Source organism: Streptomyces sp. NPDC034099, assembly GCF_055575415.1.
Genome location: NZ_JBVISR010000005.1, coordinates 56,640 through 69,541 on the forward strand (window position 1 = coordinate 56,640; position 12,902 = coordinate 69,541).

Sequence of the window (12,902 nt, forward strand, 5' to 3'; positions counted from 1 at the left end):
CGCCCGTCGGCCGTCTACCAGCGGCCCTCGACCTGGTCCTTGACGCGGCGGTCGTAGAGGTCGCGGACCGCGGCGAGGGTGTCGTCGGACAGTTCCGGCAGCCGGGCGGCGTCCGTGTTGGCGCGGGCCTGCTCGGGCGAACGGGCGCCCGGGATCACGGTCGTCACGCCGGGCTGCTGGACGATCCAGCGCAGCGCCAGCTGGGCCGGGGTGTATCCCTCGGGGGCGAGCGCGGCGAACTCGGCGGCGGCCTCCACCCCGGTGGCGTAGTCGACGCCGGAGAAGGTCTCGCCCTGGTCGAAGGCCTCGCCGTGCCGGTTGAAGTTCCGGTGGTCGTTCGCCGCGAAGACGGTGTCCTTGGTGTACTTGCCCGTCAGCAGGCCGGACGCGAGCGGCACCCGGGCGATGATGCCGACGCCCGCCTCCCGGGCCGCGGGCAGGACTTCACGCAGGGGCTTCATGCGGAACGGGTTGAGGATGATCTGCACGCTCGCCACGTGCGGCCTGGCGATCGCGGTGAGCGCCTCCGCGCAGGTCTCCACGCTGACGCCGTAGGCGGCGACGCGCTCCTCCTCGACCAGGGTGTCCAGAGCGTCGAACACCTCGTCGCTGGAGTAGACCGGCGTCGGCGGGCAGTGCAGCTGCACCAGGTCGAGGCGGTCGACGCCGAGGTTGCGGCGGGAGCGGTCGTTCCACTCCCGGAAGTTGTCCAGGACGTAGTTCTGCGGGATCTGGTCGACCCGGCGGCCCATCTTGGTGGCGACGAGCACGTGCAGGTCGGGCCTGCTCGCGAGGAAGGTCGCGATGGTCTGCTCGCTGCGGCCGTCGCCGTAGACGTCCGCCGTGTCGAAGAAGGTCACCCCCGACTCGGCCGCCGCCTCCAGGACCGCGAGGGCTTCCTTGTCGTCGACGTCTCCCCAGTCGGCGCCCAGTTGCCAGGTGCCGAGGCCGACGACCGACGCGTGCTGATCCGACCTGCCGAAAGTGCGCTCGTCCATGGCGTCAGTGTGTCATCCGCGGTGCGCGGGCACCGCGTCGGGACGCCGGGAGCGGCCCGGTTCCCCGTCGGTGGCGAGCCTGCGTGCCTGGGCCGTGCGCGCGATCGCGGGCCCCAGCCGGCGCTTGATCCGGCGCAGCGTCTCCAGCCGTCCGGCCGCCCGGTCGATCCGGTAGTACAGGCGGGGCGGCAGGTACGGCAGCAGCGGCGAGTGGCGCTGGCCGAGCAGGGCGAACATCTCCTCTGGCGGCAGACGGATGTAGCGGGGCAGGTTCTCGTACCACTGGGCGCTGAGCCGGGCCGCGCTCTGCACCGGCAGCAGGGCCGCCCTGCGCGCGCGTTCGTAGTGGGCGAGGGCGTCCGGGAGGGTGTCCCGCTCGTGCAGCGCCGCCGACAGTGTCATGGCGTCCTCCAGGGCGAGCGTGGTGCCCGCGCCGACGGAGTAGTGCGTGGTGTGGGCGGCGTCGCCGAGCAGGACGAGGTTGTCCCGGGACCAGGTGCGGTTGGTGACGGTGCGGAAGGTGCGCCACGGGGCGCCGGCCCGGCCGGCGGACCGCGCGGTGAGCGGGTGTCCGTCCAGCACGTCGGCGAAGAGCTTCTCCAGCAGGACCAGTGCCTCGGCCTCGTCGGCCCGGTCCAGGCCGAGTCCGGTCCAGGTCTCCGGCGCGCACTCCACGACGCAGGTGCTGCCCTCGGGGCCGAAGCCGTAGCCGTACGCCCAGATCCAGCCGTGGCGGGTCTCGACGAAGGCGAAGGTGAAGGCGTCGAAGACCTTGGTGGTGCCGAGCCACACATAGGGGTTGCGGCCGCCGGTGATCTCGGTGCCGAAGTGTTCGGCGTGCCGGTTGCGCAGCGCGCTGCCCGCACCGTCGGCCGCCACCACCAGGTCGGCGGCGGGCGGGTTCGCGCCGGTGACCGGGTGCTCGTACTCCAGGCGTACGCCCAGCTCGCGGGCGCGGGCGGCGAGGATCGCGAGGAGCCGGTGGCGGCCGATGCCGAAGCCCTCGTCACCCTGGTGGCGGGTGGCCAGGTCGCCCACGTGGGCGACGCCGTCCCGCCAGCGCACGGAGTGCTCCTCGACGGCGCGGGCGGACTCGGGGTCGTGCTCCTGGAGCCGGTCGAGCAGCCCGCGCCAGTAGGTGACGCCCCAGCCGTAGGTGGAGCCCTCCGGGTCGCGCTCGATGACGGTGACGTCGTGGGACGGGTCCCGCCGCTTCAGCAGGATCGACAGATACAGTCCGGCGGGCCCACCGCCGACACAGGCGACCTTCACACACACCCCTGGTATGCACTCAAAACGGTCATTCGGGACCGCAGAGTAACAAGGGATGAGCCGCGGGCCGGTGCCGCGCGGCCGTGGGCGGGCGCGGTTTATCCGGCGGCCACCGTGCGGCACTCCGGGTGGCCCCAGCCCTGGTCGTTCTTGGCGATGGGCTCGCCGGCCGCGTACGGGCGGCCGCACAGGCAGCGCCCGGCGAACTTCGCCTTGATGGTGCGCGCCGAGGAGCCGCCGCCCTTGCGGACCGCGCCCGACGCCCGGCGCGGCGCCTTGCGGGCCGCCGGAACGTCCGGTGCGGGCGGCGGCTCCGGCGAACCGAGACCGCTGCCCGCGGCTTCCTGGACCACGGCCGCCTGACTGGCCGCACGGTCGGCGAAGTCGTTGAGCCGGTCGCCGTCGACCTGGTGGGCGGGTACGTAACGGAACTCGACCGAGCGGCCGTCGAGCAACTCGTCGATGCGCACGACCAGCTCCTGGTTGGCGACCGGTTTGCCGGCGGCGGTCTTCCAGCCGTTGCGCTTCCAGCCGGGCAGCCAGGTGGTGACGGCCTTCATGGCGTACTGCGAGTCCATGCGGACCTCCAGCGGTACGCCGGGGTCGGTCGACGCCAGCAGGCGCTCGAGGGCCGTGAGTTCGGCGACGTTGTTGGTGGTTCTGCCGAGCGGGCCGGCCTCCCAGCGGACCGGGTTCTCCGACGCGTCGGCCAGTACCCAGGCCCAGCCGGCCGGACCCGGGTTTCCCTTCGAAGCCCCGTCGCACGCGGCCACTGCACGTTCACGCATGCGTCCGATCATGCCATGGCCCGGCGGGGCGTCCGGACGGGGTTCAGGACACGTCCGCGACCTTGGGCATCTCCCCCTCGGTGGTCGTGATGTCGATCACCGAGAAGCTCGCGCCCTGCGGGTCGCTCAGCGCCGCGAACCGGCCGAACGGGGTCGTCATCGGACCGAACCGCAGGATGCCGCCGAGCTTGGTGGCGCGGGCCACGGCGTCGTCGCAGTCACCGACGGTGAAGTAGACGTTGATGTAGGGCGGGACCTCGGGCGGGAAGTCCTCCGTCATGGCCATGCGGCCCAGGACGGTGCGGTCGCCGAGGTCGAAGAGGCGGAAGTCCACCTGGTCGTCCTCCATCTGCTTGGCCCGGTAGGAGAAGACCGCGGGGAAGAAGGCGTCCGACTTCGCGGGCTCGCGGGTGAAGACCTCGGCCCAGCAGTAGGCGCCGGGCACGGCCGTCGCCTCGAAGCCCTCGTGGGTGCCGCCCTGCCAGACGCCGAAGACGACCCCGCTGGGGTCCCGGGCCAGGCACATGGTGCCGAAGTCGCCGACCCGCATCGGATCCAGGAGCAGCTCCCCGCCGGCCTCGCGGATCCGCCCGGCGGTCGCCGCCGCGTCCGGGGAGGCGAAGTAGAGGCACCACTGGGACTGGTCCTCGTGGCCGGGCGGGGGCGGGACCACGGCGGCCACCGCCTTGCCGTTCGCGTAGCACTGGGTGTAGTTGCCGAACTCCGACGACGACTCGCCGAAGGTCCAGCCGAGGACGTCGCCGTAGAAGCTCTTGGCTCCCTCGACGTCGGTGAACATCGCGTCGGCCCAGCAAGGGGCCCCTTCGGGTTGCACGGCCATGGCTGCCGCCTCCTGTGCGGACGAGTGGTTCGAACGGTGGGGGGACGAGATGACCGGATACGGTCTGGTTCCTCACGCTAGTCATCCCGTCCGCGCCCCGCGCGCCGACGGCGCGTCACTGACCGGCGTACGCCTGCTCCAGCGCGGCGATGTCGAGCTTGCGCATCGACATCATGGCCTTGTTGGCGCGCGCCACCTTGGCGGGATCGGGGTCCCGGAACATCTCCTCGAGCCGGCGCGGGACGACCTGCCAGGAGACGCCGAACCGGTCCTTGAGCCAGCCGCAGGGGCCGTCCTCGCCGCCGCCCTCGGTGAGCCTGGTCCAGTAGTGGTCGACCTCGTCCTGGTCCTCGCAGGTGATCTGGAAGGAGATCGCCTCGTTGAACGTGAACTGCGGGCCGCCGTTGAGGCCGACGAACTTCTGGCCGTTGGCGGTGAACTCGACGGTGAGCACCGAGCCGGCGGGCTGGGGTGCTCCCTCGGGGTAGCGGGTGACGGCGCCGATGCCGGAGTTCTTGAAGACGGAGACGTAGAAGTGGGCGGCGTCCTCGGCGTCGCCGTCGAACCACAGGCAGGTGGTGAATCCGTCGGTGCTCATGAGTACCTCCAGGGAGCGGAACTCGGTCACCACTGTCGACCGGCCCGGACCGCGGAACTCATCGCTCTGCCGGTGGCGAATCTGCCGCGGGCAGAGAAGGCCCCGGCGGGAGCCGTGGCGGGCGGAGAGTGGAGGAACCGCGGCGCCATCGGCCGCGGCCCGACCACCTCTCCCGCTGACCACGACTCGACAAGGAGCGCCGATGTCTCCACTCATCGCCGGACCGGCCCCGGCCCGACACCCGAGGGCCGAGGAGGGCGACACCCCCGCGACCCGGTTCGACGACCGGCTCGCCGAGCAGCTGCTCGACCAGCGGATCGTGCTGCTGGGCACCCAGGTCGACGAGGTCTCCGCGAACCGGGTCTGCGCCCAGCTGCTGATCCTGTCCGCGCAGGACCCGCGCACCGACATCAGCCTGTACGTCAACAGCCCCGGCGGCTCGGTGCACGCGGGGCTCGCCATCTACGACACGATGCGGCTGATCCCCAACGACGTCTCGACGCTCGCCATGGGGTTCGCCGCCAGCATGGGGCAGTTCCTGCTGAGCGTCGGCACGGCCGGCAAGCGCTACGCGCTGCCGAACGCGCGGATCATGATGCACCAGCCGTCGGCGGGCATCGGCGGCACCACCGCGGACATCGAGATCCAGGCGGACAACCTGGAGTTCACCAAGCGGACCATCGAGCGGATCACCGCCGAGCACACCGGCCAGAGCCCGGAGACCATCTCCCGGGACGGCGACCGCGACCGCTGGTTCACGGCCGAGGAGGCCAGGGAGTACGGAATGGTGGACCAGGTCGTGCAGTCCCTCGCGGACGTGCGCCCGGCCGCCGCCAAGCGACGGATGGGGCTGTGACATGGGGAGCTACACGATTCCGAACGTCGTCGAGCGTACCCCGCAGGGCGAGCGGTCCTACGACGTGTTCAGCCGGCTGCTGTCGGAGCGGATCATCTTCCTGGGCACCGAGATCGACGACGGCGTGGCCAATGTCGTGATCGCGCAGCTGCTGCACCTGGAGTCGTCGGCCCCGGAGAGCGAGATCGCCGTCTACATCAACTCCCCCGGTGGCTCGTTCACGTCGCTGATGGCGATCTACGACACGATGACCTTCGTGCAGGCCCCGATCTCGACCTTCTGTGTCGGGCAGGCGGCGTCCACGGCGGCCGTGCTGCTGGCGGGCGGGGACCCCGGGCGGCGGTTCGTGCTCGAACACGCGCGGGTCCTGCTGGGGCAGCCGGCCAGCGGCGGCCGGCAGGGGACGGTCTCCGACCTGGCGCTGCAGGCCAAGGAGATGGTGCGGATCCGCTCCCAGGTGGAGGAGGTGCTGGCCCGCCACACCCACCACGACGTGGCGACCCTGCGCGCGGACATGGACCGCGACAAGGTGTTCACCGCCCAGGAGGCGGTGGCGTACGGGCTGGCCGACGAGGTGCTCGCCCGGCGCCGGGCGCGGGTGTGAGCGGCCGGGCCGGCGTCCCGCCCCGTGCGGGGCGCCGGCCCGTGCGCGGTCTCAGGCGGCCAGGCACATCCCGTCGAACCGCGCTCCGGAGGTGCCGCGGCCCGCTCCCGCGCCGGTGTGCCGGGAGGTGAGGCGGACCAGCTCGCCCTGCGCGCGGGCCAGCAGGTCGCCCAGGCCGAGTCCGAGGGCGCCCGCGGCGGCGGCCAGCACTTCCGAGGACGCCTCCTTGCGGCCGCGCTCCACCTCCGACAGGTAGGGCATGGAGATCCGGGCGGCCTCCGCGACCTCCTTCAGCGTGCGCTCCTGCTCCAGGCGTTCGCGCCGCAGGACGTCGCCGACCAGATCGCGCCACAGGGGCTCTCGCACGGTGGGCGGCCTTCGCTCCGGGGGAACCGGTGCGGCGGCGGGACGCGCTTCGGGGCGCTGGGCCCGTGGGCGCAGCGCGATGACGCGGGCTTCGTTCGGCACGTGGCTGGTCACCTCCTCAGCCTAGGGTCCCGGCCGTGTCACGGAAGGGGGCGGCGTTCCGCCCTCAGGGAAATCACGACGCGTTTGCGGGGTGCCGGGTGCGGCCCGCCGCACTACCCTGAAAGGGGACGCACCACCCCGCGAAGGCGCCGCGGCACACGTATCGCGCCACCTGTGGAAACGGGTGGCATGTGCCGTCGCGGCCCGGGTACCCGCAAGCGGGAAAAGCCTAGGGAGACGTCGCACCGTGACTTTCGTGGGAGAGGCAATGGAGACCGTCGTGGTCCGGCCGCAGGCGCAGCTTGTCGAGGAGGCCGCCGGGAGCGGGACGGGTGAGGGATCACCGCGCGGTGTCGTGGACCCCCGCACCGTGGCCCCGCGCGACGCGCGGCAGTTGTCCCGCCAGTTCTTCCGGCGCCTGGCGGAACTCGAAGAGGGCACGCAGGAGTACCAGTACGCGCGCAACACGCTGATCGAGATGAACATGTCGCTCGTGCGGTTCGCGGCGGGCCGCTTCCGCGGTCGCGGGGACGACATGGAGGACATCGTCCAGACCGGCATGATCGGTCTGATCAAGGCCATCGACCGCTTCGAGCTGGCGCGCGAGGTCGAGTTCACGTCGTTCGCGCTGCCGTACATCGTCGGCGAGATCAAGCGCTTCTTCCGGGACACCACCTGGGCGGTGCACGTGCCGCGGCGGCTCCAGGAGCTGCGCGTGGAGCTGGCCAAGGCCCGTGAGGAGCTCTCCTCCCGCCTGGACCGCGAGCCCACCGTCGCCGAACTCGCCACGCTGATGAACATCGGCGAGAGCGAGGTGATCGAGGGCCAGATCGCGTCCAACGGCTACAACTCCTCCTCGCTGGACGCCGCCCTGACCGGCGACGGCCCCGAGAACGGCGAGTCGGTCCTGGCCGACTTCATCGGCGTGGAGGAGGACGGGCTGCGGCTCGTCGAGGACTTCCACTCGCTGGCCCCGCTGATGGCCGAGCTGAGCGAGCGGGACCGGCAGATCATCCACCTGCGGTTCGTGGAGGAGGCCACCCAGGCGGAGATCGGCGAACGGCTCGGCTGCTCGCAGATGCACGTGTCCCGGCTGATCAAGCGGATCATCACCCGGCTGCGCGAGGGCATGCTGGGCGAACTCGGCTGCGCCTGAGCCCCCGTCCCGCGACGACGACGGTGCCCTTCACCCCTCGCTGAGGGGCACCACGGCGCGTACGCGCTTGCCGACCGGGACGCGTTCGACGACGACCGTCTCCACCAGGGCGTGCACGATCTCCAGGCCGTGCCGGCCGACCCGCTCGGGGTCCCGGGGGAAGCGCTCCGGCACGGCGCCGCTGCTGTCGTACACGGTCACCACCACCGAGCTGCCGGTGCCCTCCAGCTCCAGGATGTACGGCCCCCTGCTGTGCCGGTCGGCATTGGTGACCAGCTCGCTGACCACCAGGAGCACCGCTCCGTCGGCGCGGGGGCCGATCGTGGCGCACCACTCGGTCCTCAGCTGGTCGAGGAAGAGCGAGGCGAAGGAACGCGCCTGCGCTATGCATCCCGGCTCACCGGAGTAGTGCGCCGCCCGCCTCAGCGGTTCGACGGGTACGTCGAAGCCAGTCGGTATCACTGCCCCGTCCAGGTACTCGGTCATGCGTGTCTCTCTCGGAAGCCGGACTGGCCGGACTCTGCTGCACCCGTCCTCGTACCCCGAACCGCGCATCGCAGTCCCCCTCTCTTCGCAGTGCGGGCATCGTCACACTCGTGCGGGGAACCCGTGGGTGTGGGAAGCGTGTGCGAGCGGGTGGGGAAGGGTGTGCGATGAACGAACTGATGGCCGCACGAAGCCTCACCACCCGGCCGGTGGTCACGCTCGGCGGCGATGCCGTCGCCCAGGTCAAGGACACCGTATGCGACGCCGCCGCGGCCCGGATCACCGGTTTCACCCTGACGGGACGGGGCCTGCTGTCCGGCCCGATGAAGGAAGGCCTGCCGTGGTCGGCCGTGTACGCGCTGGGCCACGACGCGGTGATGATCCGGGACCGGCGGGGCCTGGTGGCCGCGGCGGCGATGACGGAGCACCGGACGAACCTGCGGTCCCGTCTGCTGGGGGCGAGAGTGCTGACCGAGGCGGGAGCGGAGATCGGCACGGTACTGGACGTCGTGGTGGAGGGCGGCACCGGTGGCGGGGTGGTCGGCTTCCGGGTGGCGGCGAGCCGGCGGTTCGTGCCCGGACCCGCCCGGCACCGGCGCCGGGTGTACGTGCCGCGCGGCGAGACGCTCACGGTCACCGGCCGGGCGCTGGTGCTTCCCGAGGACACCGTCCGGCACGTCGCGGACGACCTGCCCGGCTTCACCGCCCTGGTCGGGCGGGTGCCGGGCCCGTGGCGAGGATCGCTGCCGTGATGCTGTTCACCGAGGTGCGCGGACTGCCGGTGGTGCCGCCGGACGGAGCCGGACCGCTGGGCACCGTGACGTCCCTGACCGTCGACGTCGCCACCGGGTCCGTCAGCCATGTCCGGTGGCGCGGCAGCCGGTTCGGCCCGGAGACGGCGCTGCCCTGGGACGCGGTGGGCGCGGTCGGACCGGGCGCCGTCCGGGTACGGTCCGCGGCCGCCCCCGAGTGGGAGCCGCCTCACCACGACCTGCTGGGCCGCCGGATACTCACCGACACGGGCACCGGGCAGGGCACGGTGCTGGACGTCGCGTTCGACACCCGCACCGCCCGTCTCCTCGCGCTCTTCACCACCCGCGGCGAACTGCCGGCCGACCGGCTGCTGGGCCTCGGCGACTACGCCCTGGTCGTGCGGGCGGCCTGAACACCGGCCGGTGCGGGGCGGAGCCCGCGCCCGCCGTCCGACGCGGACGGCTCTGTCGGCGGGCGTGCCCGGCGGGGGCTGCTTAGCGTGGCACCGTGAGTCCGCAGCCCCCCGCAGTACCTCCCGTACCTCCCCTGCCGCCCGTACCCCCCGGGTCTCCCGGAACCTCCGACCGGGCGGTCGCCCGGCACGGCTGGGCGCAGGCGCTGGGCACGGTGCTGGCGGGGCTGGTCGCCATGGGGGCCGTGGCCGCGCTCGGACTGTGGGCGGCGGGTGCCGCGGACCTGCCCGACAACGCCTTCCCCCGGGTCGTGGTGGCGACCGTCGTCACCGCCGTGGGCGGCGCGTTGGAGATGTCGGGCGACGCGGGCGAGCTGGCGGCCACCGACGCGGGGCTGACCGTGATGCCGCTGTCCGTCACCCTGACCGGTGCGCTGGTGATCGCCCGCGGCTTCCTGCGGCCGCTGCGCCACCGGGCCGTGACCGGCGTCCCGGAACTGGCCGGCTGGGCCGGGCGGATCGCCGTCCTGTGGCTGCTCGCCCTCCTCGGGACGGCGTTCGCCGCGCGGCAGACCTTCGAGGTCTCGCTCGGGGAGGGCCTGCTGAACGACCTCGGCGACCTGTTCGGCGTCAGCCCGACGGTCGGTTTCACCACGGACGTGCCGCTGACCGTCCTCTTCGGTCTGCTGTGGCTGGCGGGGGTGCTCGTCCTCGCCCTGTTGGCCTCGCGCCGGGCGCCGCTGCCCGGGCGGCTGCTGCGGCTGCGGACGTCGGTGCGGCCGGCCGCGTACGCGATGGTCGCGCTGCTGCTCGCCTACGTGGTCGTCGGCGTCGTCGTCGCCCTGGTCGTCGCCGGGACGCGGGGCCGTCCGGCGGACACCTTCGCCGTGCTGCTGCTCGGACTGCCGAACCTGGCCTGGCCCGCGCTCACGATCGGCCTCGGGGCGACCTGGAACGGACGCGTGGAGGGGCCGTTCGGGCTCCCGATGCCGCGGGTGCTCGACGAGGTGCTGCGCACCCCGGACGTCTCGACCGTGAACGTGGGCACGCTCGCCGAGCGCGACGGGCGGATGTGGTGGCTCCTGGTCGCCGCGGTGGTCCTGGTCCTGGCGGCCGGATTCCTCATGGCGTCCCGCTCCCCGGCCCGGCTGCCGGCCTGGCTGCACGCCGTGCGCATGGCCGTCGCGCTGGCCCTCACGGTGCTCGTGATCGGCCTGATCGGCCGGATCTCCGCCCACTACGGACTGTCGGTGCTCGGCATCGGCGACCTGGGCGGCGGGCTCTCCGGGCAGTTGTTCCTGCGGCCGCGGCTGTGGGGTGCGGTGGGTCTCGCGCTGCTGTGGGGCCTGGTCGCCGGGTTCCTGGGCGCGCTGCTCGCGCGGTGGCTGGGCGGGCGGTCGGGCCGGGCCCGGTCCTGAAGCGGGCGGGTGCGGCGCACCGGGAGACTCAGGCGACGGGGACGACCAGGAGCGGTGCGGCCCGCTGCATGCGCAGCGCGTCCACGGACTCGGCCATCAGCTCGTACTCGGTGGTCTCGTCACTGGTCGCGACGCGCACCAGGTGCCCCGCGGCCAACTCGTCGGCGACCAGCTCCTGCTGTACGTCGTCGGCACACCAGGCGCGCAGCATGCGCGGCACGTCGGGCGCGTCGTCGGCGACGGGAGTCAGGGCGCCGCGCGGTAAGTGGGGGGTGTCGGGCTGCGGGTCCAGCCGCTCGGCGATCCACGACGCCCGGTCCCGCAGCCACCACAGGGCCAGGGCGAGGGTGGGCGCCCGGTAGGTGCCCAGGGGGACACCGATGCGTCGGCCGTCACAGACACCGTAGGCGGTGACGTGGCACAGGAACTCGTCGTGCACTGCTGCCCTCCCCGTCACGCCCGCCTGCCGGTCGGGCGGCGCGTCCGTGCGGCTCGTGTGCTGTGCGTGAGGGCGCTGTCGCATGGTGTGAGAGGCCCTAGTGGTGAGTATGTTCACTCCTTAACCACTGTCACCATGAATTTCCGGCCAGTCTCCTGGCATATTCGCGGCGGCGGTTGGCCGAAACGCCGCACCACCGCAGCACCGTGTGCATGACCCCGCGGGTAATCGACGGTGCCGTCGGCCGCGGGCAGGGTGGTCCTGCCGGGTCACCGAGACCGGGATCCGGCCCCTGACCAGCGCACCCACCTCATTGGAGGCTGATCGCCATGTCCGCACCCACCCGTCGTTACGAGGACGCCGTCGCCCGCTACTTCGAAGCCTGGAACGCGGGCCCGGACGCGGTGGCCAAGGCGGTCGCCGCGGCCTGGACGGAGGGCGGCGGCTACACCGACCCCCTGGCCGACGTGCGCGGCCACGAGCAGATCGCGGCCGTGATGGCGGCGGCGCACGAGCAGTTCCCCGGCTTCTCCTTCCGGCTGTCGGGTGCGGTCGACGGGCACCACGACACGGCGCGCTTCTCCTGGGAGCTGGTGAGCGAGGCCGACGGCTCGGCGCCGGTGGCCGGGTTCGACGTCATCACCCTGGACGGCGAGGACCGCATCCGGTCGGTGCTCGGCTTCCTGGACCGGGTGCCCGCGGGGGCGTGAGGAGGCCGGGGCACGTACGCGAGCCGGGTCGGGAGGCGGTGTACCGCCTCCCGACCCGGCTCGCATCCGTTCGAGCGACCGCCTAGCCCTTGACCACCTTGTCGATGCGGGCCAGTTCGTCGGCGTCGAAGTCGAGGTTGCCGATGGCCGCGACGCTGTCCTCCAGCTGCCGCGGGCTGCTCGCGCCGACCAGGGCGGAGGTCACCCTGCCCTGCCGCAGCACCCAGGCGAGGGCCAGCTGGGCCAGCGACTGGCCACGGGACCCTGCGATGTCGCTCAGGGCGCGCAGCTTGCCGACCAGCTCCTCGGTGACGGCGTCGGAGTTCAGGAAGGGGCTGTCGCTCGCGGCCCGGGAGTCCTCGGGGATGCCGTCGAGGTAGCGGCCGGTCAGCAGGCCCTGCTCCAGCGGGGAGTAGGCGATGGAGCCCACCTCCAGCTCGTCGAGGGCGTCCAGCAGCCCGCTGGTCTCGGGACGGCGGTCGAGCATGGAGTAGCGCGGCTGGTGGATCAGCAGCGGGGTGCCCAGCTCGGCGAGGATGCGGGCGGCCTCACGGGTCTGCTCCGGCGAGTAGTTGGAGACGCCGACGTACAGCGCCTTGCCCTGCTGTACCGCCGTGTGCAGCGCGCCCATCGTCTCCTCCAGCGGAGTCTGAGGGTCGGGGCGGTGCGAGTAGAAGATGTCGACGTACTCCAGGCCCATCCGGGAAAGGCTCTGGTCCAGGGACGACAGCAGGTACTTGCGTGAGCCCCACTCGCCGTACGGGCCGGGCCACATCAGGTAGCCGGCCTTGGTCGAGACGACCAGCTCGTCCCGGTACGCCCCGAAGTCGGCCTTGAGTGCCTCACCGAGCGCGGACTCGGCAGAGCCGCGCGGCGGGCCGTAGTTGTTGGCGAGGTCGAAGTGGGTGACGCCGAGGTCGAAGGCGCGGCGCAGGATGGCGCGCTGGGTCTCGACGGGGCGGTCCGGGCCGAAGTTGTGCCACAGGCCGAGCGAGAGCGCGGGGAGCTTCAGGCCGCTGCGTCCGGTGCGCCGGTAGGGCATCTCCGCGTAGCGGTCGGGGTGTGCGGTGTACAACGCGACTCCAGAGGGGTTGGCCCCCGAG

Annotated in this window: 16 protein-coding genes; 7 read left to right on the plus strand and 9 right to left on the minus strand. The window is 72.6% G+C overall.

Annotation, left to right across the window (positions count from 1 at the left end):
- Positions 1-14: 14 nt before the first annotated feature.
- From ACZ56V_RS15980 to ACZ56V_RS16000, 5 genes are all read right to left on the minus strand, one after another.
- On the minus strand, positions 15-998 hold the full coding sequence (locus ACZ56V_RS15980) for an aldo/keto reductase (protein ID WP_398910216.1): 984 nt from the start codon (positions 996-998) through the stop codon (positions 15-17).
- 12 nt (positions 999-1,010) lie between these two features.
- On the minus strand, positions 1,011-2,270 hold the full coding sequence (locus tag ACZ56V_RS15985; protein ID WP_467384064.1) for an FAD-dependent monooxygenase: 1,260 nt from the start codon (positions 2,268-2,270) through the stop codon (positions 1,011-1,013).
- Positions 2,271-2,368: 98 nt separating this feature from the next.
- Positions 2,369-3,070 (minus strand): ribonuclease H, encoded by a 702-nt coding sequence (locus ACZ56V_RS15990; protein ID WP_398910220.1) that lies wholly within the window; start codon positions 3,068-3,070, stop codon positions 2,369-2,371.
- A 31-nt stretch (positions 3,071-3,101) separates the two neighbouring features.
- The gene (locus ACZ56V_RS15995) at positions 3,102-3,899 is read right to left on the minus strand and encodes a VOC family protein (protein WP_467384062.1); all 798 of its coding nucleotides are present in this window, start codon (positions 3,897-3,899) and stop codon (positions 3,102-3,104) included.
- Between the two features lie 115 nt (positions 3,900-4,014).
- Positions 4,015-4,497: a VOC family protein gene (locus tag ACZ56V_RS16000; RefSeq protein WP_398910224.1), complete on the minus strand. Its 483-nt coding sequence runs from the start codon at positions 4,495-4,497 to the stop codon at positions 4,015-4,017.
- Between the two features lie 202 nt (positions 4,498-4,699).
- Between ACZ56V_RS16000 and ACZ56V_RS16005 the strand changes: the two genes are divergently transcribed.
- Positions 4,700-5,353, plus strand: a complete 654-nt coding sequence (locus ACZ56V_RS16005) for an ATP-dependent Clp protease proteolytic subunit (RefSeq protein WP_398910226.1) — start codon at positions 4,700-4,702, stop codon at positions 5,351-5,353.
- A gap of 1 nt (position 5,354) precedes the next feature.
- Positions 5,355-5,957, plus strand: a complete 603-nt coding sequence (locus ACZ56V_RS16010; protein WP_104631335.1) for a ClpP family protease — start codon at positions 5,355-5,357, stop codon at positions 5,955-5,957.
- Between the two features lie 51 nt (positions 5,958-6,008).
- Here the strand turns inward: ACZ56V_RS16010 and ACZ56V_RS16015 are convergent, their stop codons facing one another.
- Positions 6,009-6,437, minus strand: coding sequence for a helix-turn-helix domain-containing protein (locus ACZ56V_RS16015; RefSeq protein ID WP_467384059.1), 429 nt, complete (start codon positions 6,435-6,437; stop codon positions 6,009-6,011).
- A gap of 256 nt (positions 6,438-6,693) precedes the next feature.
- Between ACZ56V_RS16015 and ACZ56V_RS16020 the strand changes: the two genes are divergently transcribed.
- Positions 6,694-7,581: an RNA polymerase sigma factor SigF gene (locus tag ACZ56V_RS16020; protein WP_398910371.1), complete on the plus strand. Its 888-nt coding sequence runs from the start codon at positions 6,694-6,696 to the stop codon at positions 7,579-7,581.
- A 30-nt stretch (positions 7,582-7,611) separates the two neighbouring features.
- On the opposite strand, the gene ACZ56V_RS16025 is transcribed toward ACZ56V_RS16020, so the two are convergent.
- Positions 7,612-8,067 carry an ATP-binding protein gene (locus tag ACZ56V_RS16025; protein ID WP_467384057.1) on the minus strand — a complete coding sequence of 152 codons (456 nt, stop codon included), beginning with the start codon at positions 8,065-8,067 and terminating at the stop codon, positions 7,612-7,614.
- A gap of 167 nt (positions 8,068-8,234) precedes the next feature.
- Here ACZ56V_RS16025 and ACZ56V_RS16030 point away from each other — a divergent pair, with 167 nt between their 5' ends.
- The 3 genes from ACZ56V_RS16030 to ACZ56V_RS16040 all read left to right on the plus strand — a co-directional run bounded on the left by ACZ56V_RS16030 (position 8,235) and on the right by ACZ56V_RS16040 (position 10,650).
- Positions 8,235-8,819, plus strand: coding sequence for a PRC-barrel domain-containing protein (locus ACZ56V_RS16030; RefSeq protein ID WP_468942767.1), 585 nt, complete (start codon positions 8,235-8,237; stop codon positions 8,817-8,819).
- Positions 8,816-9,232, plus strand: a complete 417-nt coding sequence (locus ACZ56V_RS16035) for a PRC-barrel domain-containing protein (RefSeq protein ID WP_398910373.1) — start codon at positions 8,816-8,818, stop codon at positions 9,230-9,232. Before ACZ56V_RS16030 ends, ACZ56V_RS16035 begins: the two co-directional genes overlap by 4 nt.
- 134 nt (positions 9,233-9,366) lie before the next feature.
- Complete coding sequence (locus ACZ56V_RS16040; protein WP_468943477.1) at positions 9,367-10,650, plus strand: streptophobe family protein; 1,284 nt, start codon at positions 9,367-9,369, stop codon at positions 10,648-10,650.
- A gap of 28 nt (positions 10,651-10,678) precedes the next feature.
- Here ACZ56V_RS16040 and ACZ56V_RS16045 read toward each other — a convergent pair whose 3' ends face one another.
- Positions 10,679-11,089 (minus strand): hypothetical protein, encoded by a 411-nt coding sequence (locus ACZ56V_RS16045; protein ID WP_076973003.1) that lies wholly within the window; start codon positions 11,087-11,089, stop codon positions 10,679-10,681.
- 329 nt (positions 11,090-11,418) lie between these two features.
- Between ACZ56V_RS16045 and ACZ56V_RS16050 the strand changes: the two genes are divergently transcribed.
- Positions 11,419-11,799 (plus strand): nuclear transport factor 2 family protein, encoded by a 381-nt coding sequence (locus ACZ56V_RS16050; protein WP_468942771.1) that lies wholly within the window; start codon positions 11,419-11,421, stop codon positions 11,797-11,799.
- A gap of 82 nt (positions 11,800-11,881) precedes the next feature.
- On the opposite strand, the gene mgrA is transcribed toward ACZ56V_RS16050, so the two are convergent.
- Positions 11,882-12,874 (minus strand): L-glyceraldehyde 3-phosphate reductase, encoded by a 993-nt coding sequence (mgrA, locus tag ACZ56V_RS16055; protein ID WP_468942774.1) that lies wholly within the window; start codon positions 12,872-12,874, stop codon positions 11,882-11,884.
- Positions 12,875-12,902 lie beyond the last annotated feature (28 nt).

Excerpts from the sequence above, each read along its gene's own strand:
- ACZ56V_RS15995 (WP_467384062.1), bottom strand. The coding sequence starts at position 3,899 with ATGGCCGTGCAACCCGAAGGGGCCCCTTGCTGGGCCGACGCGATGTTC.
- ACZ56V_RS15980 (WP_398910216.1), bottom strand. The coding sequence starts at position 998 with ATGGACGAGCGCACTTTCGGCAGGTCGGATCAGCACGCGTCGGTCGTC.
- ACZ56V_RS15990 (WP_398910220.1), bottom strand. The coding sequence starts at position 3,070 with ATGATCGGACGCATGCGTGAACGTGCAGTGGCCGCGTGCGACGGGGCT.
- ACZ56V_RS16010 (WP_104631335.1), top strand. The coding sequence starts at position 5,355 with ATGGGGAGCTACACGATTCCGAACGTCGTCGAGCGTACCCCGCAGGGC.
- ACZ56V_RS16025 (WP_467384057.1), bottom strand. The coding sequence starts at position 8,067 with ATGACCGAGTACCTGGACGGGGCAGTGATACCGACTGGCTTCGACGTA.
- ACZ56V_RS16005 (WP_398910226.1), top strand. The coding sequence starts at position 4,700 with ATGTCTCCACTCATCGCCGGACCGGCCCCGGCCCGACACCCGAGGGCC.
- ACZ56V_RS16050 (WP_468942771.1), top strand. The coding sequence starts at position 11,419 with ATGTCCGCACCCACCCGTCGTTACGAGGACGCCGTCGCCCGCTACTTC.
- ACZ56V_RS16020 (WP_398910371.1), top strand. The coding sequence starts at position 6,694 with ATGGAGACCGTCGTGGTCCGGCCGCAGGCGCAGCTTGTCGAGGAGGCC.
- ACZ56V_RS16030 (WP_468942767.1), top strand. The coding sequence starts at position 8,235 with ATGAACGAACTGATGGCCGCACGAAGCCTCACCACCCGGCCGGTGGTC.
- ACZ56V_RS16000 (WP_398910224.1), bottom strand. The coding sequence starts at position 4,497 with ATGAGCACCGACGGATTCACCACCTGCCTGTGGTTCGACGGCGACGCC.